General features: G+C 74.6%; 21 protein-coding genes and 1 tRNA gene. 10 read left to right on the forward strand and 12 right to left on the reverse strand.

The genetic code is table 11. The features are described 5' to 3' along the window. Positions 1–95: 95 nt before the first annotated feature. The 4 genes from ACGFZN_RS25625 to ACGFZN_RS25640 form a co-directional block, all read right to left on the reverse strand. Positions 96–1,472 carry a Cys-Gln thioester bond-forming surface protein gene (locus tag ACGFZN_RS25625; protein WP_393861021.1) on the reverse strand — a complete coding sequence of 459 codons (1,377 nt, stop codon included), beginning with the start codon at positions 1,470–1,472 and terminating at the stop codon, positions 96–98. Between the two features lie 366 nt (positions 1,473–1,838). Next, the gene (locus ACGFZN_RS25630) at positions 1,839–2,315 is read right to left on the reverse strand and encodes a single-stranded DNA-binding protein (protein ID WP_393860824.1); all 477 of its coding nucleotides are present in this window, start codon (positions 2,313–2,315) and stop codon (positions 1,839–1,841) included. A 388-nt stretch (positions 2,316–2,703) separates the two neighbouring features. Continuing rightward, positions 2,704–4,698, reverse strand: a complete 1,995-nt coding sequence (locus ACGFZN_RS25635; RefSeq protein ID WP_393861022.1) for a GTPase — start codon at positions 4,696–4,698, stop codon at positions 2,704–2,706. A gap of 690 nt (positions 4,699–5,388) precedes the next feature. Continuing rightward, positions 5,389–6,993 carry a dynamin family protein gene (locus ACGFZN_RS25640; RefSeq protein ID WP_393860825.1) on the reverse strand — a complete coding sequence of 535 codons (1,605 nt, stop codon included), beginning with the start codon at positions 6,991–6,993 and terminating at the stop codon, positions 5,389–5,391. Between the two features lie 273 nt (positions 6,994–7,266). Here ACGFZN_RS25640 and ACGFZN_RS25645 point away from each other — a divergent pair. After that, a tRNA-Arg gene (locus tag ACGFZN_RS25645) sits at positions 7,267–7,339 on the forward strand. A 223-nt stretch (positions 7,340–7,562) separates the two neighbouring features. On the opposite strand, the gene ACGFZN_RS25650 is transcribed toward ACGFZN_RS25645, so the two are convergent. After that, the gene (locus ACGFZN_RS25650; protein ID WP_393860826.1) at positions 7,563–8,678 is read right to left on the reverse strand and encodes an ABC transporter substrate-binding protein; all 1,116 of its coding nucleotides are present in this window, start codon (positions 8,676–8,678) and stop codon (positions 7,563–7,565) included. A gap of 397 nt (positions 8,679–9,075) precedes the next feature. Between ACGFZN_RS25650 and ACGFZN_RS25655 the strand changes: the two genes are divergently transcribed. Together ACGFZN_RS25655 and ACGFZN_RS25660 are read left to right on the forward strand one after the other, a co-directional pair. Beyond that, on the forward strand, positions 9,076–9,552 hold the full coding sequence (locus ACGFZN_RS25655) for a hypothetical protein (protein ID WP_393860827.1): 477 nt from the start codon (positions 9,076–9,078) through the stop codon (positions 9,550–9,552). Between the two features lie 44 nt (positions 9,553–9,596). Beyond that, entirely contained in the window at positions 9,597–9,776 is a 180-nt protein-coding gene (locus ACGFZN_RS25660) for a hypothetical protein (RefSeq protein WP_393860828.1), read from the forward strand. A 73-nt stretch (positions 9,777–9,849) separates the two neighbouring features. Here the strand turns inward: ACGFZN_RS25660 and ACGFZN_RS25665 are convergent, their stop codons facing one another. Continuing rightward, positions 9,850–11,859, reverse strand: coding sequence for a hypothetical protein (locus ACGFZN_RS25665; RefSeq protein WP_393860829.1), 2,010 nt, complete (start codon positions 11,857–11,859; stop codon positions 9,850–9,852). 203 nt (positions 11,860–12,062) lie between these two features. Here ACGFZN_RS25665 and ACGFZN_RS25670 point away from each other — a divergent pair, with 203 nt between their 5' ends. Together ACGFZN_RS25670 and ACGFZN_RS25675 are read left to right on the forward strand one after the other, a co-directional pair. Continuing rightward, the gene (locus ACGFZN_RS25670; protein WP_393860830.1) at positions 12,063–13,022 is read left to right on the forward strand and encodes a D-2-hydroxyacid dehydrogenase family protein; all 960 of its coding nucleotides are present in this window, start codon (positions 12,063–12,065) and stop codon (positions 13,020–13,022) included. Positions 13,023–13,199: 177 nt separating this feature from the next. Then, a complete protein-coding gene (locus tag ACGFZN_RS25675) occupies positions 13,200–13,499 on the forward strand; it encodes a chaplin (protein WP_393860831.1) in 300 nt (99 codons plus the stop codon). Positions 13,500–13,700: 201 nt separating this feature from the next. Here ACGFZN_RS25675 and ACGFZN_RS25680 read toward each other — a convergent pair whose 3' ends face one another. The 6 genes from ACGFZN_RS25680 to ACGFZN_RS25705 form a co-directional block, all read right to left on the reverse strand. Continuing rightward, positions 13,701–14,219, reverse strand: a complete 519-nt coding sequence (locus tag ACGFZN_RS25680; protein WP_393860832.1) for a tyrosinase family oxidase copper chaperone — start codon at positions 14,217–14,219, stop codon at positions 13,701–13,703. Between the two features lie 178 nt (positions 14,220–14,397). Then, complete coding sequence (locus ACGFZN_RS25685) at positions 14,398–14,913, reverse strand: hypothetical protein (protein ID WP_393860833.1); 516 nt, start codon at positions 14,911–14,913, stop codon at positions 14,398–14,400. A 165-nt stretch (positions 14,914–15,078) separates the two neighbouring features. Continuing rightward, positions 15,079–15,570: a DUF5949 family protein gene (locus ACGFZN_RS25690; protein ID WP_393860834.1), complete on the reverse strand. Its 492-nt coding sequence runs from the start codon at positions 15,568–15,570 to the stop codon at positions 15,079–15,081. Positions 15,571–15,728: 158 nt separating this feature from the next. Continuing rightward, positions 15,729–16,019, reverse strand: coding sequence for a hypothetical protein (locus tag ACGFZN_RS25695; RefSeq protein ID WP_393860835.1), 291 nt, complete (start codon positions 16,017–16,019; stop codon positions 15,729–15,731). A gap of 248 nt (positions 16,020–16,267) precedes the next feature. Continuing rightward, positions 16,268–17,083, reverse strand: coding sequence for a hypothetical protein (locus tag ACGFZN_RS25700; protein WP_393860836.1), 816 nt, complete (start codon positions 17,081–17,083; stop codon positions 16,268–16,270). A gap of 168 nt (positions 17,084–17,251) precedes the next feature. After that, the gene (locus ACGFZN_RS25705; protein WP_393860837.1) at positions 17,252–17,491 is read right to left on the reverse strand and encodes a chaplin; all 240 of its coding nucleotides are present in this window, start codon (positions 17,489–17,491) and stop codon (positions 17,252–17,254) included. A gap of 214 nt (positions 17,492–17,705) precedes the next feature. On the opposite strand from ACGFZN_RS25705, the gene ACGFZN_RS25710 reads away from it, so the two are divergent. The 5 genes from ACGFZN_RS25710 to murJ all read left to right on the forward strand — a co-directional run bounded on the left by ACGFZN_RS25710 (position 17,706) and on the right by murJ (position 23,821). Beyond that, a complete protein-coding gene (locus ACGFZN_RS25710; protein ID WP_393860838.1) occupies positions 17,706–17,972 on the forward strand; it encodes a hypothetical protein in 267 nt (88 codons plus the stop codon). Between the two features lie 53 nt (positions 17,973–18,025). Next, positions 18,026–19,186 (forward strand): glycosyltransferase family 4 protein, encoded by a 1,161-nt coding sequence (locus tag ACGFZN_RS25715; RefSeq protein WP_393860839.1) that lies wholly within the window; start codon positions 18,026–18,028, stop codon positions 19,184–19,186. Next, complete coding sequence (locus tag ACGFZN_RS25720) at positions 19,183–20,601, forward strand: sugar transferase (RefSeq protein WP_393860840.1); 1,419 nt, start codon at positions 19,183–19,185, stop codon at positions 20,599–20,601. The genes ACGFZN_RS25715 and ACGFZN_RS25720 overlap by 4 nt, the downstream gene beginning before the upstream one ends. A gap of 3 nt (positions 20,602–20,604) precedes the next feature. Then, positions 20,605–21,960 (forward strand): O-antigen ligase family protein, encoded by a 1,356-nt coding sequence (locus tag ACGFZN_RS25725; protein WP_393860841.1) that lies wholly within the window; start codon positions 20,605–20,607, stop codon positions 21,958–21,960. Between the two features lie 103 nt (positions 21,961–22,063). After that, entirely contained in the window at positions 22,064–23,821 is a 1,758-nt protein-coding gene (murJ, locus tag ACGFZN_RS25730) for a murein biosynthesis integral membrane protein MurJ (RefSeq protein ID WP_393860842.1), read from the forward strand. Positions 23,822–23,831 lie beyond the last annotated feature (10 nt).

The raw sequence follows: 23,831 nt of genomic DNA on the forward strand, positions 1-23,831 counted from the left end.
GGCGGGGACGGCTGGCCGGGCGCTCGTCCCTGCGGCGGTTGGGCGACGATGGGGGCGAGGCGACGACGGACCCGTGAGTCAGGGGTTGCGCCGGCTCAGCCGCCGGGCTGTTCGCGTTTGCGGAGCAGGACCAGTACCGCCCCGCCGATCACCACGAACCCGATGGCCAGGCCCGCGATGAGCGGGGTGATCGCGGAGCCGCCCGTCGCGGCGAGGTCGGTGCCGGGGGCCATGGTGCCGCCGACCGAGGCGGGGGCGGGTTCGTTGTGGGCCTTGGCCGTCCGGGTGGTGAGGGCGCCTTGCGTCTTGCAGTCGAGGACGCCGGTGAAGCGCTGGCTGAAGCCGTGCGGGCCGGTAATCGTGAAGTCGTAGGCCTGGTCCTCCTGGAGCGGCACGGTCACCGTCCGGGAGGCGCCTGCCGGGATCGTGTGCTCGGCGCCCATCAGCTCGAAGGCATAGGGCCGGTCCCCCTTGTTGGCCACGAAGAGGTCGACGCCGCCCTTGGCGCAGTCCTTCCGGACCGAGACCGCCGGTATCGCACCCTCGGCCGCCCAGGTGGCGGTCGCCGTGGCGGAGACCGTGGACTCGCTGGAGCCGGCCAGGATCTGGGTCTGGCTGCGGCTGTCGGAGGTGAAGGCGCGTCCCACGGGCACCGTCGTCGACGCCTGCACGGTCAGCCGGGCCGTGCCTCCTTCGCTGTCGAGCCCCTGGGAGGAACCCTCCGCGCCGCTCCCGGCGGAGTCCTCCGGAACGTCGAAGTACAGCCGGCTGCCGTCCCGTGCGGAGGTCACCGCCTTGCCGGTGCTGTCGGTGATCCGCACCCCGCTGGTGGCCGCGTCCGGCGGCGGACTCACCGTGACGGCACCCGCGTTGGTGTGCACCGTCACCGGGCCGATCAGGGCTCCCGGCCGCCCGGAGACCGCCGGCGGGTCCAGCGTCAGCGAGGCCTGCGGTTCGCCCAGGTCGCGGGCGCTCTTCTGCAGGTAGTCGGCGAGCTTCTCGGCCTGCGGGTCGACGGCGTCCACCTTCGCGTGGTCGGAGTAGCGCCAGATGGCCACCTGGGTGCCGGCCGCCGCGTCCTGCTCGGTCAACGTGCCGGTGCCCGCCTGGCGGGCGAGCGCGGCGAGGTCGTTGACCTGGGGGTAGGAGTTCTGCAGGATCCAGCGGATTCTGCCGGCGTCCTTGTTGGCGCCCAGGGAGGTGCCGCTCCACGGCGTCTCCTCGTAGTGGGCGTCGCGCTGGGTGGGGTTGTGGAGGTCGACGCAGTACGTCTGGAGGGTGCCGCCGCCGTCGACGGACATCTCGAACAGGCCCGCCTCCACCCGCTGGTCGCCGCCGTCCTGGTGGATCACTGCCTCGCCGTAGGTCTTCAGACCGTTGATCGTGGCCGTCGCCCCGCCCCGGGTCTGCGGTGTCCCGTCGGTCCCGTCGGCCGCGGCCGTCCCGGCGCCGGAGAGCACACCCGCCGCCATGAGGCCGGTCACCGTCGTGACGGCGGCCAGGCGTGCCGCTCCGGTACGGCGGCGGAACCCAGAGAACGCAGCAAGCACAGAATTCCCCTTCGAGCAGGACCCGTTGGACGTGGGGGACGGTCCCACCAGCAGAATCGGCAGCCCCTAGGGGCACGTCCGGCATCCTAGGGATCAGCCGGAGCCTCTCCCGCCGGTCGGATGAACCGATGGGCGATCCGATCCGTAATCGTTATCGCCGGGACCGTCCATGAGCTGGGCATATCGACAAATCCACCGCTTCGTACGGGTGGTTCGGCCACGCTGTGCGACATCGGTCCGGTGACTCTGGTGGGCCGGCAACTCGGGTGCACAGCACATTCGCTGACTTCACGTCACCGCTGCTGGCTCCGGGGCCTGTTCGCGGGACCCCTCGCTCTCTGCGTCGGCTGGACGCGGTGTCTCCCAGTTAGGCTCGGGCCGGGGCGCCGTCGGCGCGGACTCCGGCCTGGCCGGGCGCTGGAAGGCGGCCGTACCGCGGCTGAGGTCGTGGCCGATCGCCATCGCGTCGATGTCGGCGGAGGCCCACTGCTGCTGCCCGTCGCGCACCTCCGTGCGCACCTTCAGCCGGCCCTGCACCAGCACCGGCTGGCCCAGCTCCACACAGGCCGCCACGTTCACCGCCAGCTGCCGATTGGCCCACACCGTGAAGAAGTTGGTGTGCCCGTCCGTCCAGGCGTTCTTCTCCCGGTCCCAGTAGCGCGAGGTCACCGCCAGCCGGAACCGGGCCGAGGGTCCCGCCGCCGTCTCCCGGTACAGCGGCCGGGTCGCCACGTTGCCTACCACGCAGACCATGGTCTCGTTCATGTTCTCGCTCCCCTCCCGCGCCCGGTGCCTTCCGGCGGCCGGGCACGACGTCTGAGACGTCCGGATCGTGTGTGTCCGCGTGCGGGTCCGTACGACCGGTCGCCGTACCTGTCCGCACCTCCGCGACGACCTCAGACTGCCCGTGCCGGGCCGGTTCCGCTGAGCGCTGTGGACAGGCCCCGAGCCTGTGAAAAACCTCGCCACCCGTGTGGGTGACACGGGCGCGCCACCGCCGGTGTCACCGGGACCGGGGACCGGGGGTCGGGGGCCGGGGCGAAAAAGGTGAGGGGCCTCGGACACCCGAGGCCCCTCACCGTACGGCTCTCAGCCCACCCCCGAGTCTCAGACCACCCCGAGTCTCAGACCACCCGAGTGGCCACCCGGACTCTCAGCCCACCCCCGTGCCGCTCCGTGCCACCCGCCCGTACTGCTCCCGCACCTCCCGGTAGCGCAGCAGCTCCGCCGCCACCGGCTCGAGCACCCTGGCCCGGCCGCAGCCGGCGGCTGCCTCCCGGAGTCTGCGTTCGGCCTCCTGCCCGTAGCGCCGGGCGGGCCCTCTCGCCGCCATCCGGCAGCCCCACTCGACGAGCGGCCCGCCGACGATCCCGCAGGCCATCAGCAGCACCGGCAGCCCGAGATTGGGTGCCATGACGCCGACGATCTGGCCGACCAGCCACAGACCGCCCATGACCTGCAGCAAGGTCATCGCCGCCTGCACCAGCACGGCCGCCGGCCACCAGCCGGGCCGCGGCGGCCGGCCCGGCGGCAGTCCCGCGCGTGCCACCAGCTCGTCCAGCGCCTCCGGGAGCCCCTGCGACCCGCGTACGGCGGCCTCGCGCACCGCCTGCGCCCACGGCGCCGGCAGCCCGGCCGAGGCCCGGTCGGCCACCGTACGGACCGCCTGTTCCACCCGCTGGCGCGCCGTGGCCTCCTCGTCGGCCGGGGCCGTGCGCACGGGGATGCGGCCGGTGGTGGACTCGCCGCGGAACCGGTACCAGCGCCACAGCCGCAGCCAGGGAGTGCCGCAGGCGCGGCCCGCGTTGCGCAGCCAGGCGCGCTCGGCGGCCTCGCCCGCCGCGGTGGCGCCCACCGCGTCCGCGAGCCGCGCGGCGAACTCCTCGCGCGCCTCCTCGCTCAGACCGACCCGCTGCCCGGTGGCGTACATCGGCCGCAGCCCGGTCGCGGCGGCGTCGACGTCGGCCGACACACGGCGGGCCGCGGCGCCGCGTTCCGCCACGAACTCGCCGAGGACCTCGCGCAGTTCGCCGATGCCGTCGCCGGTGAGCGCGGACAGCGCGAGCACCCTGGCGCCGGGTTCGCCGTGCTCGCCGAGCGCGATGCCGTCCTCGTCCAGCAGCCGGCGCAGATCGTCGAGGACCTGGTCGGCGGCGTCTCCGGGCAGCCGGTCGACCTGGTTGAGGACGATGAACATGATCTCCGCGTGGCCGGCCATGGGACGCAGATAGCGCTCGTGCAGCACCGCGTCGGCGTACTTCTCCGGGTCGACCACCCAGATCACCGCGTCGACCAGCTTCAGGATCCGGTCGACCTGCTTGCGGTGCTCCACGGCGGCGGAGTCGTGGTCGGGCAGGTCGACCAGGACCAGCCCCCGCAACTGCGCCTCTGCCTCCGGGCTCTGCAGCGGACGGCGGCGCAGCCGGCCCGGGATGCCCAGCCGGTCGATGAGGCCGGCCGCGCCGTCGCTCCAACTGCACGCGATGGGCGCGGCGGTGGTGGGACGCCGTACGCCGGTCTCCGAAATGGGCACGCCGGCAAGGGCGTTGAACAGCTGCGACTTGCCGCTGCCGGTCGCGCCCGCGATGGCCACGACCGTGTGCCGGCCGGAGAGCTTGCGGCGGGCGGCCGCCTCGTCCAGGACCCGGCCCGCCTCGGCGAGGGTACGGCTGTCCAGCCGGGTCCGGGACAGCCCGACCAGCTCGCGCAGGGCGTCCAGCCGGGAGCGCAGCCGGCCGTCGTACGCCAGCGGGGCGGGTGGCTTGCCGGCGGGGCCGCGACTGCCGGTCTCCAGCACGGAGGCGCGTTCGGCGGCGAGGGCGGCAGCGGTGGCCTCCGTGACCCGCCGGGCGATCAGGCCGTCGTCCCAGGACTCGGTGGAGTCGGAGGAGTTGGGGGAGCCAGCCGAGTTGGGGGAGGTGGAGGACGCGAAGGGGGCCGATGACTTGGAGGAGGCCCGGGACCCGGGTTCCGCGGCGCCGGACGGTCTCGCGGGCCGGGGGGAGGCCGAGGGGCGGGAGGAGGAGTGCGACGGCTCAGGGGCCTTCGTGGAGCCGGGTGCTCCGGAGGCGGCGGCCGGGTCAGCGGTGGTGCGGGGGGCCGGGGCCGGGGTCGGCGTGAACGTAGGCGTGTACGGGAACCGCGGCAGCGGCGGAAGGGACGCGGGGGTGGGCCTGCCCGTCGGGGCCGGTCCGGCGATGGGGGCCGGTACGGCTTCGGCGCTGTTGCCACTGCCGCTGCCGGCCGCGGGGTGCGGGAGCGCGCGCGGCAGGTACGGCTGCCTACCGCGCCCGGTGTCCGCGCCGGCCCCCCGCTGCCGGGCCACACCCTCACCGTCGCCCTCGTGCCTTCCGTGCCCCATGCCCGCGCCGCCCTCTCCCTCGTCGTCGTCCCGCACGCGCGCGTACCGCTCACCGGAAGACCTCGCGGGGTTCGCGGCGGCGTGACCGTCCTCCCCCCGCTCGGGGTCCGCGCGGCCGGCGTCATGGGCGCTGTCCCGCGCGGTGCCGCACATCGCCGCACGGCTGTCCTCCGCCGCCCCTGAGGCCGCCCCTGGGGCCGCGCCGGAACCGGGCTCACCCGCGCTGCTGCGGTAGCACCCGCACGCCTCGCCCTCTCCGGCACCCACCGCTCCGGCGGCCACCCGATCGTCGTATCCCTCGTACTCAACAAGCCCACTGCTGTTGCCGCTGCCGCCGCCGTCGCTGTCCCTGTCCCGGGCCTGGGCCCGGCCCTCTTCCCTGCCGTGGCTGTCCGGCTCCATGTCCCTCATGCGTCCGATGTGCCTGGTGTGGTCGGTGTGATCCGTGTGGTCCTGGTCAGTGACGGAGGTCACCGGTCACCTCTCCTTCTGCAGTACGGACAGCGCGGCGATGAGCTCCGCCTGGGGATCGGGCTGGATGTCGAGGGCGTCGAGCGGGGCGAGGCGCCGTTCGCGTTCGTTGTGCATGACGCGGTCCACGTGTTCGTTGAGCAGCCGCCCGGCCCGGTCGCGCAGCCGCAGCGCGCCGTGCGCGCCGATCCGTTCGGCGAGCCCCTCGCCCGCGGAGCGGGCGCGTCGTCCGCCGAGCAGCGCGGTGGCCACCAGGGCGGCGACGGCCTCGGCGTCGGGCATCACGGAGCGTTCCAGCACGCGCACCTCGTCCTCGGCGTACTCCTCCAGTTCGCGCCGCCAGCGCCGTACGGCGAGGCCGATACGGTGTTCGGAGCTCTCCAGGGCGGAGTGGCCGGCGGCGAGGGCCGGGTCGGCCCCGGCGGGCTCGCGCCGCCAGGCCTCGTCGACGCGCTCGTCGGCGGCGGTGACGGAGCACAGCAGCAGGGCGACCAGGCTCTCCACGAGGGCGTCGAGGAGCTCGCCGGGGGTGCAGTCCAGCGGGAAGGCCCGCCAGCGCTTGAGGGCGTCCCCGGCGAGTACGGCGCCGGACTGGAGCCGGCCGCGTACGCGCGCGTGCTCGCTGTCGTAGGCGGTCTCCACGGCGGAGGTGAGGCGGAGGGCGGCCGCGTACTGGGCCGCGGCGGCGCCGGCCAGCTCGGGCATGCGGACCTTGAGCGAGTCGAGGAGGCCCTGGACCGTACGGGCCACGACGTGCTCTCTGGCGGCAGGTTCCTGGGCGTGGTGGGTGAGCCACTCCTTCAGCGGGGCCACGGCGGTCGCGGGCAGCAGACCGGCGCCCCAGGCGGACTCGGGCAGCTCGGGCACCGTGAAGCGGGGTACGTCGCCGAGGCCGGCCTTGGCGAGCAGGGCGCCGTACTGCCGGGAGACCTCGGAGACGACCTGGTGGGGCACCCGGTCCAGGACGGTGACGAGGGTGGCGTCGTACTCCTTGGCGGTGCGCAGCAGGTGCCAGGGGACGGCGTCGGCGTAGCGGGCAGCCGTGGTGACCATGATCCAGATGTCGGCGGCGCAGATCAGTTCGGCGGCGAGGACACGGTTGTCGGCGATCAGGGAGTCGATGTCGGGGGCGTCGAGGAGGGCGAGACCGCGCGGGAGGGTGTCGGCGGTCTCGATGCGCAGCACGCGCGCGGGGGGTGCGCCGGAGGGCACGAGGTCGTCGGATTCCTCGTCGGGGGTCCACACGCGCGTGAAGTCGGGCAGCACGCGGATGCCGCCGAACCAGTGCTGATCCTCCGGATGGCAGACGAGGACGGGGGTCCGGGTCGTCGGCCGCAGGACGCCCGCTTCGCTCACCCGCCGTCCGACGAGGGAGTTCACGAGCGTCGACTTGCCGGCTCCGGTGGACCCGCCGACGACGGCCAGGAGCGGCGCCTCCGGTTCCCTCAGGCGGGGTACCAGGTAGTCGTCGAGCTGCGCGAGGAGTTCGTCGCGGTTGGCACGCGCGCGTGGCGCCCCCGGGAGGGGCAGCGGAAAGCGTGCGGCGGCGACACGGTCGCGCAGTGCGGAGAGTGTGTCGAGCAGCTGAGGCCGTACGTCCAAGGTCACCACATGCGAAGAATGCCCAATTTTAGGGGAATTCTGAAGCATATAGACATGTCTGCGCGCCGAGAGGACAGAAAGGGCGCAAGGGACGACTGGGACATGGGCACAGCCCAGGCATAACGAGTGCACAACACCCGGTGCGTCGGAGGCCAAAAGCGATGCACGATTCGTACCTGCCTGCGATTATCAGGACCGCTTCACCGAACCTCCACATCGAGCCACGGAGGCGAAGCGACAGGGTCGAGGAACAGGGAGCTTTATCCTTGGTCCGGCCACCAGGCCCCCGTAGCTCAGTGGATAGAGCAGGCGCCTTCTAAGCGCTTGGCCGCAGGTTCGAGTCCTGCCGGGGGCGCTCTGCCTCAGCCCTCCCCTCGGGAGGGCTCTTTGCTGGTCGGAGTAGGTGACACCGGGTACGGCCCGGCACCGGACGCCGCCTTCTGGTGAGCAAGGGCGGCACCCGCGGCCGTCCGGCTGTGGCCGGGGTTTCGTGAGCGGCCGTGTCGATGTGGCCGGTGGTGTCGGTGTTCCCGGGCGGGGAGAAGATCAGCCAATGCCGGCGGGGGCCGAGGGCGTGCTCAGCCGGTGTGGAGGGTTCGGAAGCGGTGGGGGGCCGCCGGGTCCCGATCGGCGACCTGGACCGGTGGCCACGCCCATTGCTGCACGCTGATGCCCGGCGTGCGGGTGAACCGGATCCGTCCGCGGGTGCCCTCGACTTCCGCATGCGGCCAGGATTCGGCGATGCGCGCCCGGTCCGTGCCGTGAGAGCGCAGGACGTCGGCGAGGACGGCGACCGTGTCGTAGCCCTCGAAGGCGACGAAGGAGGGCGCTTCGGTCAGCCGCTCGCGCAGGGCCGTGTCCACTCGTGCGCCGAGTGGTCCGAGGCGCTCGGGCAGGTAGCGCAGGAACGGGACCGCGGCGCCGTCGTCGCCCAGCAGCCTCGCCCACTCGGCGAACTCCGGCTGCCCGGCCGGAGCGCCGATCAGGATCTCGGCGAGGCGCTCGTCGCGGCGGACGGACCTGACGATCGGCACCGCCGGCTCCGGGTGGCCGACCAGCAGGAGGAGTGCTGTCGCGCGATGGGCGACGAGCGCGTCGCACACGGCAGCCGGTGCGAGCGCGCGCGTGTCGAGTTCGACGACCGTGCCGCCGCGTGGAGCCAGGTGGTCGCGCAGGATGCGGATCCCGGACGCCCAGTAGACGCTCGGCTGGGTCGCCACGGCGATCCGGGTGTGGCCCGCGCCGAGGAGGAAGTCCGCGTAGATCCGCCAGCCGTGGGACTGTGCCGGGGGCAGCCGCGCGACCCACCGCGTCGGCTCCTCGGTGAGCGCGTCGAGCACTGCCGACGAGCAGAGGAACGGCACACCGAGGGCGTCGGCCCGGGTGGCGGCGGCGCGGGCGACGACGCTGTGGTACTCCCCCGCCAGGGCGGCCACGCCCAGGCCGGCCAGTTCGTCCACGGCCGCCGCTGCCCTGTGCGGATCGGCCGCGGTGTCCCGGACCACCAGCTCGAGTGGCCTTCCGGCGATCCCGCCCCCGTCATTGACGTCGCGCACACCCAGCTCCAGCCCGGCGAGCAGGTGCCGGCCCGCCTCCACCCACCCGGGCCGGCTCAGCGGGACCAGGGCACCGATCCGCACGGCTGGTCCGTCGGCCTGCTCCGTGTCACGGGGCGATGGCGGCGACGTGTTCATGCGTTGACGTCTCCCGAGTGAGATGCGGGGTGCCCCGATGTGGCGGGCGTAGTGAGGACCGGTGGCGCCGAGCGTAGCCGAGCGAAGATCGACGCCGGACACATCTCAGCGACCGGCGGCCGTCGGCGGGAGGGCACCAAGGCAGTCACGCTCGACAGTTGCGCACGCCCCTCGAGCCCTCGCGGTTCCCGCTGACAACCGGCAGCGCGAGTTCTGCGCGCGGGACCGGTCGTCGGGCCGGCCCTCCCGGCCCACCGCACAAGCTGACGTTTCTGCTGGTCAACACGGCCGCTCCATGATCCGTTATTTCGGTGAAGGTGCCCCCCGATCCCGCACCGGTCCGGCAACGTGCCTGTGGTTCCCGGTACGTGTCACGAGATCACCAGAGGGGGACACCTTGCCCACACCGGCCTTCAAGCGCATCGTCACGGCTCTGGCCGCCTCATGCGCCCTGGTCCTCACCACCCCGGCAGGGGCCGAGGCCACGTCGATCGGAACGGCTCCTGTGCGCACCTTCGAGTACAGCGTCGGCGGTGTGACCGTGAAGGTGCCGACCGGCTGCATGTTCACGCACGTCATCCGAGGCAGCGGCAGGAGGATCACCTACCAGAACGCCGGCGTCGACTGTGCCTTCGTCGCGGCGCTGAGCAGCGGATTCTGCAACTGGCGCATCGACTTCACCTACGCCGACACCGACAACCGGGTCTACCGCAGGGTCACGCGGCCGGACGCACAGCGAGTGCAAGATCGACCCGATGCGCGGCAACTCTCCTCAGACGTTGCCTCGTTATGGCAAAGCGTGCGCCCACCTCTATGTCAACGGAGTGCGGCGCGTGAGCCAGTGTCACCACATCACCATGTGAGTTGGGCATGATGGAGCAACAGCAGTGGTCGGGCCGGCGTCGGGCGGGAGGGATCGTGTTCGTCGCGGGGCTTGTCCTCTCCCTGGCGTTCTTCGCCTTCTTCCCCGGTCTGCCTCATGTCATCGACTGGGGGGCCGTCCTCGTGGCGATCGGCGTCGGCGCGCTGGCGCGGTGGGGGTACCTGGGCTGGACGGCCAGGGCGGCGGAGAGGAGGGGCCGGGGGAACGGCGCCTGATCACCGCTCCACCGGCCCCACCGGTCCCATGGGCCCCACCAGTCCGTCTAGTCCCACCCTCGCCCTCACACCCTCACGCCGCCACTCCCGCACCCCCCTGCACCGCTTCCCTCTCCGCCCTGCTTGCCAGGGTGTTGACCGCGGTGTTGAAGCGCTGCAGGGAGGTGGGGTGGTCGGGGCCGAGGACGTAGTGCTTGAGGGTGTGGCGGGCGGGGGTCATCGGGTCGGGGTGGGGGGAGCGGACGGCGGTGAGGATGACGGGGAGGCGGGTGCAGGCGCGGTCCAGGAGGTAGGCGCCGCCCGCCGTGGTGTACGCGGCGCGGAACTCGGCGTCGGGCAGGTCGTGCGCGTTGGTCAGGACGTACGGCTTGAGGCTGGCCACGAAGTCGGCGACCACCGAGGAGACGTCGCTGATCAGCAGGTCGGCCTGGTTGAAGCAGTCGTACAGGGAGGGGAGTTGGCGGGTGATGACGTTGTGGCGGTACGGGCCGCGGCTCTCCCAGAAGACGCGGTGCCATTCCGCGCGCAGCTCCTGCCATTCGGCCGCCGCCGCCCGGTCGGGGACCCGTGACGTGCGCAGCTGCTCGGCGTCGTCGCCCCGGTGCCGGCCGGCGAGTTCGTCGAGCCGGGCCTGGATCTCCTTGAGCCGGGGACGCGCCGCGGCCTCCGCCGCCTCCGCGTCGGCGGCGCCGTGCCGCTCGTTGTCGGCGCGCAGCAGCTCGCGGATCGCCCGGTCGGCCGCCGCGGCCTCGGCCGAGCGCTTGCCGGTGAGGGGGTGGGGCTTGTAGATGACCCGTACGTTCTCCGCGAGCAGCTTCTCGATCAGCGGCACGCCCATCGGGATCAGCGAGGTGTGGCAGTCGTCGTCGCTCCAGCCCTCCCAGGTGGGGGCGTAGAGGACGACCGGGACCGGGCCGGGGGTGTGCTCGGCGTGCAGGCGGATCGGGGACAGCTGCGGGCGCCCCACCTCCACGATCGCGCTGTCGCTGATGGCGTGCCGCACCCGCTGGTACCGGTCCCGGCCCGCGCGTCCGGCCACCCATATCTCGTCGTACACCTTGCTGACCCGGTTGCTGCTGGCCAGCTTGTCGCTGTCGCCGTGCCCGATGAAGACGTGCTTGGCCTCGGCGAAGCGCAGCATGTGGACGTTCTTGCCCGCGTTGCCGGGGTAGAGCACGACGCGTACGCCGGACAGTTCCAGCTCGGCCAGGTCGTCCGCCCGCGGCACGCACACCACCGGTATGCAGGTGCGGCTCAGATGACGGAACGACGCCCGCTCGCGCAGGATGATCACCGGGCGCAGGTCCAGCTGCTCCAGCGTCTCGATCCACATGTTGACCTGGTACATGAAGTCACGGGACACGGCCGCGAAGCTGAAGTACAGGGCCACCTGCGGGCGGTATCCGGCCAGTTGGCGGTTGACCGCCGCGAACACCTCGTCACGGGCGGGCATGCGGCGCGCCCTGCGGTACTGGGTCAGGACGGCCAGCAGTGCCGCCCCGGTCGTCGCCAGCGTCAGCGCGAAGCCCGTCCAGGCCGCCCGCTCGGAGCCGGTGGCGGCCGCCACCAGGAGCCCGGCGTGCGCCGGCAGGTCGAGGTGGAGGAGCTTGCGCAGGTGGCGGCGGTAGAGGAGGGCCGGCGGCTGCGGCGGGACGGACAGCTCGCTCATGTCCAGGTTGCGCACCACCAGCGGCAGGACCCGGCGGCGCCGTACGGCGTGGTGTACGGCCGTGTAGCACATCATCATCGCGTAGTGGGCGCTGAAGACGGCGAGCCCGGCGACGAGCACCGCGTCCGGCGCGTCCAGCCGTGCGGCCAGCGCCAGCAGCATCACCGTACGCACCGCGAAGCGCATGGTGCGGTCCAGGTGCAGGGCCGCCAGGCGGCGCACGAAGGCCGGGGCGCGCAGGTGCAGCGCCTCGTCCGCCAGGTACGTCACGGCCGTCGCCGCCACGAAGCCCCACAGGGACGGCAGCAGGGCGACGACGGGCAGCGCGGCGAAGGACGCGCCGAGCAGGAGCGCGAGGAGCAGGTCGGTCGTCCCGCGTACGCGCAGGACTCCGCACAGCCGGCGGATCGTCATGGGCAGGGTTCCTCTTCCGGGGTGGCGCCTCCAGGGGCGGGCGCCGCTGTTCACCGGTTCGACGTAAGAGGAAGGTGAAGAGTTGTACATGGTCAGGAAAGAAGGAGTTCAGGTTCCGTTTGCCTGAAGTGGGTGGCTCGGGAGGCGCCGAAAGGGGCTTGGGTGCCGGTGGTTAGAGTCGGCGCCGGGAAGGGAGAGACGACGTGCGACTTCGCTGTGCGGTGCTGGACGACTTCCAGGGTGTGGCGACCGCGATGGCCGACTGGTCGGTGCTCGAGGACGAGGTCGAGGTCGTCGCGCTGCGCGAGCACCTCGACGGCGAGGACGCCCTCGCCGCGGCCCTCGCCGGCTACGACATCGTGGTCACCCTGCGCGAACGCGTCCCGTTCCCCGGCTCGCTGCTCGCCCGGCTGCCCCGGCTGCGGCTGCTCGTCGCGTCCGGGAGGCGCAACACCGTCATCGACTACGCCGCCGCCGAACGGCACGGCGTCACCGTGTGCGGCACCGACAGCTCCGGCATCCCGCCGGCCGAGCTGACCTGGGCGCTGCTGCTCGGGCTGGCCCGCGGCATCGTCGAGGAGAGCACCGCCCTGCGCACGGGCGGCCCCTGGCAGTCCACCGTCGGCGCCGACCTGCACGGCGCGCGGCTCGGTGTGCTCGGGCTGGGAAGGATCGGCGCCCGCGTGGCCCGGGTGGGGCTCGCCTTCGGCATGCGGGTCGGTGCGTGGAGCCCGCGCCTGACCGAGGAACGCGCCGCGGAGCACGGCGTCGAACCGGCCGCCTCCAAGGAGGAGTTGCTCGCCGAGTCCGACTTCGTCACCGTCCACGTCCCCGGCGGCGCCGGCACCCGCGACCTGATCGGCGCCGCCGAGCTCGCCCTGATGAAACCGACCGCGTATCTCGTCAACACCTCGCGCGCGTCGGTCGTCGACCAGGACGCGCTGCTGGCGGCGCTGCGCGAGGGCCGGATCGCGGGCGCCGGCGTCGACGTCTTCGACATCGAGCCACTGCCCGCCGGCCACCCGATGCGCACCGCGCCCCGCCTCCTCGCCACGCCCCACCTCGGTTATGTCTCGCGGGCCAACTACACGACGTACTACGGCCAGGCGATCGAGAACATCCGCGCCTACCTCGCCGGCTCCCCCGTACGACGGCTGCCCTGAGCCGGCGTCAGGGCGGCGGGGGCCGCGCCCGCGCCGTGCGCGGCGTACGGCCCCCTGCCTGGGGCAGAAGGGTGATCTCCGGAAGATCACCGTGACCGCCTCCGCGTGCCGCCGTTGAACGGGAGGTATGGCGGCTCTGTGCCGCCGCGCTTCCCGAGCAATCAGAAGGAGAACGTGATGTCTCGCATCGCGAAGGCAGCCGCCGTCGCTCTCGGCACCGGCGCCGTGGTGGCCGGCGGGGCCGGGCTGGCCATGGCCGACTCGGGCGCCCAGGCGGAGGCCGTCCGCTCCCCCGGCGTCGTCTCGGGCAACGTGGTCCAGGTCCCGGTCCACGTGCCGGTCAACGTCTGCGGCAACACCGTCGACGTCATCGCGCTGCTGAACCCGGCCTTCGGCAACACCTGCGCCAACCTCAGCAAGACGACCACCCCCGGCCACGGCGGCAGCGGCGGCAGCAGCGGCAGCTACGGCGGCTGACCCCGCCGCCCGCAGGCCGGAGCCCCGGCGCCGAGGGCGCCGGGGCTCTGCCATGTCCGGGGGCGCGTCGGGCCAGGGGCCATGCCCGGGGCCACGTCGTTCCAGAAGGTGCCGCCGTTCCCCGGTTGTGCCAGGAGGCGCCGGCGTTCCCCGGCCCTCCGGCCGCGCCTGCCGACGTGTCGGCGCGCACCCGCCCTCGCGTCATCCCCTACCGTGCCCCCGGTGTCCCCCGTGCCCCCGCGCCGGTTCGGCCCCGCTCCCCTCGGTCATGGCGCCCATCGGACCGGCGCCGCTGCCGGCCGGTGCCATGTCGCGCAGCCGCCGGCCGGGGCCGAGTTCGTCCACGGCCGCGCGGGTCGCCTCCAGCGGGGTGCGGTACGACGTGTAGTGGTCGACCATGCTCAGCCAGGTGCCGTCGGCCCGCCGCATCAGGTGCAGCGGGCGTCCGTCGACAGTGACCCGCCAGTCCTGCCCGCCCTGCTCTCGGCTCGCGGCCGGCGCGCCCTGGATGCGGCGGCCCCGGTAGGTCTCGTCGAAGGCCGCGCCGTCGGGGCCCCGCGTGGAGAGCGCGGGCCGGGAGGCGGCGGCGAGCGGGGCCACCGCCAGGGCGGCGGCGGAGCCGAGCAGCTTCCGCGCCAGCTGTCTCCGGGACGGCCCGACGGCCTGCGTCCCTCCTCGCCGCTCCGCGTCCCCCGCCACTGTGTCGACACCCACGCCCATCGTTCGCTCCCGAGTGCTCGGCCGCCTCTGATCGGATTCCGTGCTCGGTGACCCCGACCGGAGATGTCCGATCAGATGTCCCCACGGGCTAACCGCCTAGGGGCACGGAGGTCACCGGTGCAGGGCCATCCGGCGGTACGAGGGCAGGGGCGCGGGGCGTCGCGGCGTGGGGCGCGGGCTACCGGCCCGGGCCGCTGCCCAGGTCGGCGTCGGCGACCGTCTGCAGGACCGGGGCGAGGATGCCGAGTTCGGGCTGCTTCAGGGCGGGCAGGCCGAAGTGCTGCGGGTCGGGCCCGGTCAGGGGCGCGTCCGCGGTCACGCCGGGGCTGAGGGCGCGCAGGCCGGAGGCGGGGAGGTCGGCGCCGACGTGGTCGTAGCCGCTGCCGACGAGCCGCGGCAGCGGGGCCCGCACATGCGCGCCGGGCAGCGCGCCGCGCAGGGGCACCTGGGGGATGGTCCGCTCGGGCAGCAGGCGCCCGGTGACATAGCGCGGGCCCTCGGGCGCGCCCGAGGTCAGCAGCGGCACCTCCAGGCCGGCCTCGGGCATCGGCATGCCCAGGGCCGCGGAGGCGCCCTGCAGCGGCACCGGGACGGGCACCGAGCCGGTCGCCGCGGCGGGGCCGGCCGCGGTCCCCACGGCGGCAGCGGCGCCCGCGACGACGGCGGCAAGGGTTCCTCGGGTGGTCGGCTTCATGTCGGGTACGGTCCCTTCCAGGGTGCGGGGATGCGAGGTCCGTACCGGGTAACGAGCGGGAAAACGACCTCAGTTCACATTTCGCCCGGCTGCCGTAATAGTCCTCTCGTCACTCTTCGGCTGGTCCACAAGTCCCACCGGCGCCCACCCCGGGGTTCCGGGGCGTCAGCCGCGCAGACTGGTGGCCGGCAGGACGACGTGCGCCGCGGCGGTGAGGGTCTCCTCGGCGCCGGCGAACGCGGCCAGCGCATCGGCTTCGACGGGCTTGCCGGGCTCGCCCTCGGGCCAGGCGCGGGTGGTGAAGACCAGGTAGGCGTAGCCGCGCTGGGCGACCGCGGCGAGCCACTGCGGCGGCGCGTCGGCCTGGGCGACCAGCTGCGGCATCCGCAGCACGGCCTGACCGGCCTCGACCAGCAGGCTGACGGGGAGGCTGGGCCGGCTCGTGCCGTCGACGAGGTCGCCGCCCACGGGCAGCCCGTTGCGGGTCAGCAGCCGCTCGACGGCGACCGCGGTGGCCTCCGGTCCGCCTTCGGCGTCACCGAGGGAGTAGGCCAGCAGATAGGGCATGTCGGCGCCGTCGGGAGCCTCGCCGCTCCAGGGCAGGACGACGAGGGTGCCGAGGCCGGGGGTGCGGATTTCGGTGGGAGTTGAGGTCACCGCGCGACCATATCGGCGGATTTGCGGGCCTCCGGGCGGCTCCTCACCCTTCCGGGCGAGCGCCCGCGGGCGCTCCACACGATAGAGGGAAGCGGCCCGGAGAACGCCGGGGCCGGTGCCGCGGATGCGGTACCGGCCCCGGGTGCGCGGGCGGAGCGTCAGCTCTGCAGGGGCAGGCCGCCGAGCATCGGCTGGTGCTGGTTCAGCCGGCCGGCGGTGGCCTTGACCGTGCTGAGCACGGAGTTCTTGTTCTCGGTGTCGAGGGCGTTCGACTGGTGCCGCAGCGGCATCGCCTGGTCGAGGGTGATCGGACCCTTGGTGAGCTGGTTGACGGCGCCGTTGAGGCTGGTGGGCGTCACGTCGGCGGTGTTGTAGGCGAACGCGGGCGCGGCAACGCCGGCGAGGGCCACGGAACCGGCAACGACGGCGGCAGCCTTCAGGGACTTCATCGTGTTCCTTTCTTCGGCAACTCACGTCACCCCAGAGGATTCTGACGTCGTGCCTAACGAGGTCGGGCCGGACCGGAAACCCCGCGTGGACAAGACATATGAAATCCCCGACGCCCGCGGAACCGGTTCGTCAGGACGAGCTGAGGACGAGCCGAGGACAGGCCGGGGCAAGCCGGGACAAGCGCGCGGCCGCCGTGCCCGGGGACAGGCGCGGCGGCCGGCGCGGGGGAACGCTCCGGGCTCCGGTGTCACCCGGTCGTGGGCAGGCTCGGGAGCGAGGGGAGCGCGGTGAGGCTGGGAGCGGGCAGCGCGCCGCCGAGGAGGCCGCTCGTCAGCAGGCCGAGCAGGTCGTCGACGACCCCGCCGGCGGACGACAGGAGCTGGTCGAGCTCGGAGGTGACCGCCTTCACCAGCTTGTCGACGGCGGCGTCCAGCGCGGCGAGCAGGTCGTCGGTGGCGTCGCGGGCCGAGGGCGACGCGTGGACGGGCAGGTGCTTCGTCAGGGCGGCGGGGGCGGCCGCCGCAGCGGGCTTCGCGGCCGCGGGGGCCGTGACGGGCGCCGAGGGCTTGGCGGGGGTGGCCGGCGCCGTCGGGACGGACGGGGCCGCAGGCGTGCTGGGCTTGGCCGGCAGTGCGGGGGCGGTCGGGGTGGCGGCCGCCGGCTCGGCCGCCGTGGGAGCGGCCGGAGCGGACGGGGTGGCCGCGGGTGTCGGCGCGGCCGGTGCCGTCGGCGTGGCGGGGCCGGCCGGCTGGGCCTGGGCGGCGGCTCTGGCGACGGCCGCGTGGGCCGCGTCGGCGAGGGCCCGCGCCTGGTCGGCGGGCAGCCGGCCCTTGGTCAGCGACTCCTTGAGCAGGTCGACGACCGGCTGCAGGACGGAGCCGGTGTTGTCGAGGGCCCTGACCTGGGCGAGCAGCTTGTCCGCTCCGGGTACGGGCGAGCGCGAGGCGGCACGGTCGGGTTCTCCCGCCGAGTCGGCGGCGAGGGCCGCCGGACCGGTGATGCCGGCCAGGAGGGCGGCACAGAGGGCGGAGGAGGCGAGGCGCCGCGCGGGCAGACCAGGCATGGTGTTCCTTTCGGTGAACATCGGGACCTGAGCCCACCGTCCGTTCACCGATGACCTACCGCAACCGCTCGAACGCATGTGGTGATCCGTTCGGGCGAGCGCAGAACCGGCCGCCCACCCCCGGCGAAGGCGCGAGAGGGACGGCCGGCCGACGGAAGGCCTCCGACGTCAGCCGTTGGCGCACTTGTTGCCGAACGCCGGGTTCAGCAGGGCGATGACGTTGACGGTGTTACCGCAGACGTTGACGGGCACGTGGACCGGGACCTGGACGACATTGCCCGACAGGACTCCGGGGGAATTGGCGGCGAGGCCGTCCGCGTGCGAGTCGGCGGCGGCCACACCGGCACCGCCGGCGACGGCCGCGACGGCGGCGGAGGTCAGGACCAGACCCTTCGCGATACGCGACATGGAAAGGTGCTCCTTGGGATCGACACAACATCCGGGCGGATGCCCGGCGTTGTGTCAACGCGCGGCGGCGCCCGGGGTTGTGCGGCCAATGGAGTGACGGGAGCAAAGCGTCACTTTCACGATTCCGACACACTTGTCCTGTTTCTCCGGATTAATACGCATAGCCGGTAGAGTTGCGGATCTCCCCAGCACGTGCGAAAGGGCCCCACCGGTCATGCGCAAGTTCCTCGGTCCGCTGCGGTGCACGACGGCGGGCGCCCCGGGCCACGCCGGCCCGGCCGCACCTCCCTGCTTCCGCGCGCTCCCGCGCACGCTCTCCCCCGCCCTCCGGCGCACGCCGGTCGCACTGCGCGCCCCCGCCTGCTCCGCGGACGACGTGCGCAAACGGCGCGGCGGTGACCCTGCGGGCCCCCGGCTCGTTTCCAGGCCGGACGCGGCGTGGGCCGGCGCGCTCTTCGCCGCCGTGGACGCACGGGTGTGAGGCGCGTTCCCGACCGCCGTCCGAGCGCCCTTTTCATGCGAGGAAACCCGCGAATGCACCAGTCAGCACCCGACCCCCGGCCCCGGGTCCTGCACCTCGCACAACCCGTCGACGGCGGTGTCGCCCGGGTCGTACGGGACCTGGCCGAGGCCCAGCTCACGGCGGGCCTGCGCGTCTGCGTCGCCTGCCCCGGCGGCGAACTGGCCGCCTCACTGCGGGAGTCGGGCGCCGAGGTGCGGCCCTGGCGGGCCGGCCGGTCCCCCGGTCCCGGCCTGCCGGGCGAGGTACGGCGGCTCGCGCGTCTGATCGACGAGGTACGCCCCGAACTGGTGCACGCGCACAGCGCGAAGGCCGGTCTGGCCGGGCGGCTCGCCGTCCGCGGGCGCGTCCCGACCGTGTTCCAGCCGCACGCCTGGTCCTTCGAGGCCGTCGACGGACTCACCGCCGCCCTCGCCCGGCGCTGGGAGCGGTGGGGGGCGCGCTGGGCCGACCGGGTGGTGTGCGTCAGCGACGCCGAACGCCTGACCGGGCTGCGCGCCGGTGTGCGGGCCGCGTACACGGTCGTCCCGAACGGCATCGACACGGAACGCTTCGCGCCCGGGCCCCGGCCCCCGCTCCTCGCGGAGTCCGGCGCGCCCGTCGTGGTCTGCGTCGGCCGGCTCTGCCGCCAGAAGGGCCAGGACGTGCTGCTGCGCGCCTGGCCGCGGGTCCTCGGCAGGGTCGCGAACGCGCGGCTCGTGCTGGTCGGCGACGGCCCGGACCGGGAGACGTTACGGCGTCTCGCCCACTCCTCCGTGCGGTTCGCCGGGGCGGTGGCGGACCCCGTGCCCTGGTACCGCGCCGCCGACCTGGTCGTGCTGCCCTCGCGCTGGGAGGGCATGGCGCTCGCCCCGCTGGAGGCGCTCGGCTGCGGCAGGCCCGCCGTCCTCACCGACGTCGGCGGCGCCCGCGAGAGCCTGCCGCCCGCGCTCGCCGCGCACTGCCTGGTCCCGCCGGACGACCCCGCCGCGCTCGCCGGCGCCCTCGCCGCGCTGCTGTCCGACCCGCCGCTGCGCGCCGCCCTCGGCGAGCAGGGGCGCCGGCACGTGACGGCCACGCACGACGTGCGGCACACCACCGCGCGGATCACGGACCTCTACCGCGAACTGCTCGGCGGCGCCCGAGACACAGCACCGCGCGTGCCCTCCGAGTGCAGGGAGTCCATCCACTCGTGACTGCGGAAAGCACCGTACCCTCGCCCGGCGGGCAGCCCTGGGACCACGGTTTGTCGTCCGTCTCGGTGTTGCCGGCCCCCGCGGCCCGCGGCTTCCGGTTCCCGCTGCGCCGCCCGCCCGTCCGCCCGGCCTCGCCGCTGCCGCTGCTCGCGGCCGACCTGGCCGCCGCGCTGGCGGGCACCGCCGCGCTGGACGCCGTCCGCCGGCCGCTGCCGGCACTCGCGCTGGCGGCGCTCGCGCTGCTGCTGCGCCCGCGGACGCCGCGCCCGCTGACCGGCGTCCTCGACGAACTGCCCGCGCTGTGCGGCCGGATCACCGTGGCCTGGCTGGCGCTCGCCGCGCTGCTCGCCGCGTACGACCCCGGGTGGGCCCTCGGCGCCCGCACCCTGCTGCCGGGCTGGGCCCTGCACACGGCGGCGGCCTGCGCGGGCCGGGGCGTGGCGCACTGGCGGCGCCGGGTCGCGCTGCTGCGCCGCCCGCGCACCGCGCTGGTGATCGGGCCCGCCGCGACCGCGCAGCGGGTGGCCGCCGCGCTGCTGCGGCACCCGCGCTGCGGGGTGCGGCCGGTCGGCGTGGTGGCCGACCATCCGGCTCCCGGCGGTGCGCTGCCCGTGCTCGCCACCGGCGAGGAGGTGGAGCGGGCGCTGATCCGGGACGGGGTGCGGACGGTGCTCGCCGTGGACCCCGCCGTGCGCACCGCGCACGGCCCGCTGCTGCGGGGGCTCGCCGAGTCGGGCTGCACGGTGTGGGAACTGGACGCGGACCGCCCGGCGTACGAGGTGCGCGACCAGCTCGCCGGATTCGCCGTACGGCGGCTTGACCTCGGCGAGCGGCGGTGCGGCAGCCTCGGCAAGCGGCTGCTGGACGTGCTGGTCTCCGGGGCGCTGCTGGTGGCGGCCGGCCCGGTGCTGCTGGTGTGCGCGGTCGTGCTCCGGGTCACCGGCGGGCCCGGCGTGGTGTTCCGGCAGGAGCGGATCGGCAAGGACGGGCGCCCCTTCACCCTGCTGAAGTTCCGCACTCACCGCCCGGCCGACGAGCACGAGGCGGCCACCCGGTGGAGCGTGGCCGGGGAGAGCCGGATGAGCCCCTTCTGCCGCTTTCTGCGCCGGACCTCGCTGGACGAGCTGCTCCAGCTGTGGAACGTCTTCCGCGGCGACATGAGCCTGGTCGGCCCGCGCCCGGAACGGCCGTACTTCGTCGCCCGGTTCAGCCAGGACCACCCGGGTTACGCGGCCCGGCACCGCATGCAGACCGGCATCACCGGGCTCGCCCAGATCCACGGGCTGCGCGGCGACACCTCCATCGAGGACCGGGCCCGTTTCGACAACGCCTACATCGACAACTGGTCGCTGTGGCAGGACGTCTGCATCCTGCTGCGCACCGCGGCCGCGCTCGTGCGCCCGACGGGGAGCTGACCGATGGTCCGCACACCGCTCCCGCGGCTGTCCGCGCTCCGGTCCCCCGTGCTGCCGGTGGTGGCCGTCGTCGCGCTGCTCGCGCTGCCGGTCCCGTCCGGCGGCGGCGCGGGCCCGGCCGACGCGCTGTCCGCGCTGGCCGTCGTCTTCTGCGCGGTGCGGCTGCTGCGCGACCGGCGCCGCCCGCTCAGCCGTACCGCGGCCGTGCTGCTCGCCCTGCCCGTGCCCGGGCTCGCGCTGGCCGCGGTGAACGCGGTGTCGCCGGGCGCCGGGATCGCCGGTCTCGGCCGCTATCTGCAGATCTTCGTCCTGGTCCCCGCGGCCGTGGTCCTGCTCGTCCGGGACCGGCGCGACCTGCGGCTGACGGCCTGGGCGTTCGTGGCGCTCGCGGTGTGGCAGGGCGCGGTCGGGGTGCACCAGTACCTCACCGGGACCGGCGCCTCGTACCAGGGCGAGGACATCCGCGCGGTCGGCACGTTCGGGCCGTCGGACGTGATGGACATGGCGACCGTGGTGTCCTTCGGGCTGGTGTGCGCGGTGGGTCTCGCGCTGGGCCGCGGCACCCGGCGCACGCGCCTCGCGGCCGCGGGCTGCGCCCTGGCGCTGCTGCTCCCGCTGGCTCTGTCCTTCAGCCGGGGCGCCTGGATCGCCACCGCCGTCACGCTCACCGTCCAGCTCGTGCTGTCCGGGCCGCGCCGGGCGCTGAAGACGGGCGCGGCGGCGGTCGCGGCGTGCGTGGTGCTGGTGGGCGGGTTCGGGGCGGGTACGGCGCTGCTGCGGGAGCGGATCGACAGCATCACGCAGGTCACCGACGCGCCCGACCAGTCGGTCACCGACCGGTACGCGATGTGGGCGGCGGCGCTCGGCATGTGGCGCGAGCACCCGCTGACCGGCGTCGGCCTGAAGGGCTTTCCCGAGTACCGGGACGCACACGCCTCCCTGGCGCTGTCCTCCGGCAGCGACACCGAGGGGGCGGGCGCCGCGTACCGCCGGGAGCCGCTGCTGTCCCCGCACAACATGTATCTGCTGGTCCTCGGCGAGCAGGGGCTGCCCGGGCTGCTCGGACTCGCGGGCGGCTGGCTCGCCCTGCTGGTGTGCGCCCTGCGCGGGCTGGTGCGCGTCCGCGCGGCCGGCGGCCGGGGCCTGGACTGCGCCCTGGTCGCCTGCGGGCTGCTGGTCTGGCAGCTCGTGGACTTCCTGTACGCCGACATCGGCGGCCCGTCGACCGTGCTGACCGCGGTGTGCCTCGGGATGGCCGGCTGGTGGGCGCTGGTCGGCGCGGACCGGCTCACCGCCGACGCGGGCGCGGGCGTGCCGGACTGCCCGGCCCCGGTCGCGGAGGAGGCGGCGCTGCGATGACGGTGGTGCACGCGGCGGGGCGCAGCCTGCCGTACGGCACGTGCGGTTCCGGGCCGTGCCGGGGGCGGCGGCCGGCGCGCCCCGAGCGCCGGAGGCCCCGGCGATGACGAGTCCGAGCACCGAGAACCTGCCGGGCGGCCCGGAGCCGGCCGTCCCGGCGGCACCGACCGCGCAGACGACCGGCGCGGTGGCACCGGGGTGGCATCCGCCCGCCGTACCGCCGACCCGGCTGCCCGCGGTGCCCCTCGAAGCGCCCCCCGAGGCCCCCGCCCCTCACCCCGACCACGCCCCGCCCTCCCCGCGTTTCCTCGCGCGGGCCGCGCTCGTCACCGCCTCGCTGTCGGTCGCGGGGTCGTTGCTGGGGCTGGTGCGGGACCAGTCGCTGGCGCGGCTGTTCGGCGCCGGGCGGGACACGGACGCCTTTCTGGTCGCATGGACCGTGCCGGAGTTCGCGGCGACGCTGCTCATCGAGGACGGGCTGGCGTTCGCGCTGGTCCCGGCGTTCAGCCGGGCGCTGGCCCGGCGCGCCCAGGGCGTCGGCGGGGATCCGGTGCGGTCGCTGGTCGCGGGCACGCTGCCGCGGCTGGCGCCGTTGTTCACGGCGGTGGGCGGGCTGCTGGCGCTGGCGGCGCCGCAGTTCGTCGCGGCACTCGCCCCGGGCCTGTCCGACGCGCGCCTCGCCGTGGACTGCACCCGGCTCACCGCGACCTGTGTGCTCAGCTTCGGCCTCGCCGGGTACTGCAGCGCGGCGCTGCGGGCCCATCGCCGGTTCCTGGCGCCGGCCGCGATCTACATCGTCTACAACCTCGGCATCGTCGCGGCGATGTACGCGTTCGGCGGCCATTGGGGCGTGCGCGCCGCCGCGTTCGGGGTCGCGGCGGGCGGGCTTCTCATGGTGCTCGTCCAACTTCCGTCACTGCTCCGGGTGCTGCGGTCCCGGCGGGACCCTGCGGGGGATCCGGCGCCCGGCCTGGCCGTCGAGCCGCGGGCGGTGGACGTACGGCTGATGGCGACCGTGCTGCTGTTCGCGCTGTGCCGGCAGTCGCAGGTGCTGATCGAGCGGTTCCTCGCCTCCGGCCTGCCCGCCGGGGCGATCTCCCACCTGAACTACGCGCAGAAGGTCGCGCAGATCCCCATGAGCCTGTCGCTGATGCTGTGCACGGTCACCTTCCCGGTGGTCGCGCGGGCGCTGGCCGAGGGCGACACCGAGCGGGCCCGGGCCCGGGTGGAACGGGACCTCGCGGTGGCCGCCACGCTGGTGCTGCTCGGCACGGCCGCCGTCGTGGCCTGTGCCCCGCAGCTGATCGGCCTGCTGTTCCAGCGCGGCGCGTTCACCGCGGCCGACACCGCGGCGACCGCCGGGGTGATGCGCGTCTACGCGATCGGGCTGCTCGGCCAGACGCTGACCGGCGTCCTGGTCCGTTCCTACTTCTCCGCGGGCCGCGCCGCCTGGTACCCGGTCGGCGCGATGGCCGCCGGGATCGCGGTGACGTCGTGCGTCGGCGCCCTGTCCCTCGGCTCCTGGGGCGTGACCGGGATCGCCGCCGCCAACGCCACCGGCATCACCGTCACCGCCGCCCTGCTGCTCGCCGGCATGCGGAGCCGCAGTGTGCCGGTCCGCACGCCGCTCGTGCTGCGGGAGCTGAGCCGGCCGCTGCGGGCCGCGGTGGTCGCCACCGTGTCCGGCGTCCTCGTGGCCGCGCTGCCCGCGACGCCGCTCGCCTCGCTCGCCGCCGGCGCCGCCACCGTGACCGCCGTGTTCGTGCTGCTCGCCTGCGTCCTGGGCGCCCAGGGCTGCACCCGCGTGCTCCGCCGTGTCCGCACCCTCACCCGAAGGCTGGCCCATGTCCTTCTGCGCTGAGACCGCCACC

Origin of the sequence: Streptomyces sp. NPDC048192 (assembly GCF_043202415.1) — a bacterium.
GTDB lineage: Bacteria > Actinomycetota > Actinomycetes > Streptomycetales > Streptomycetaceae > Streptomyces.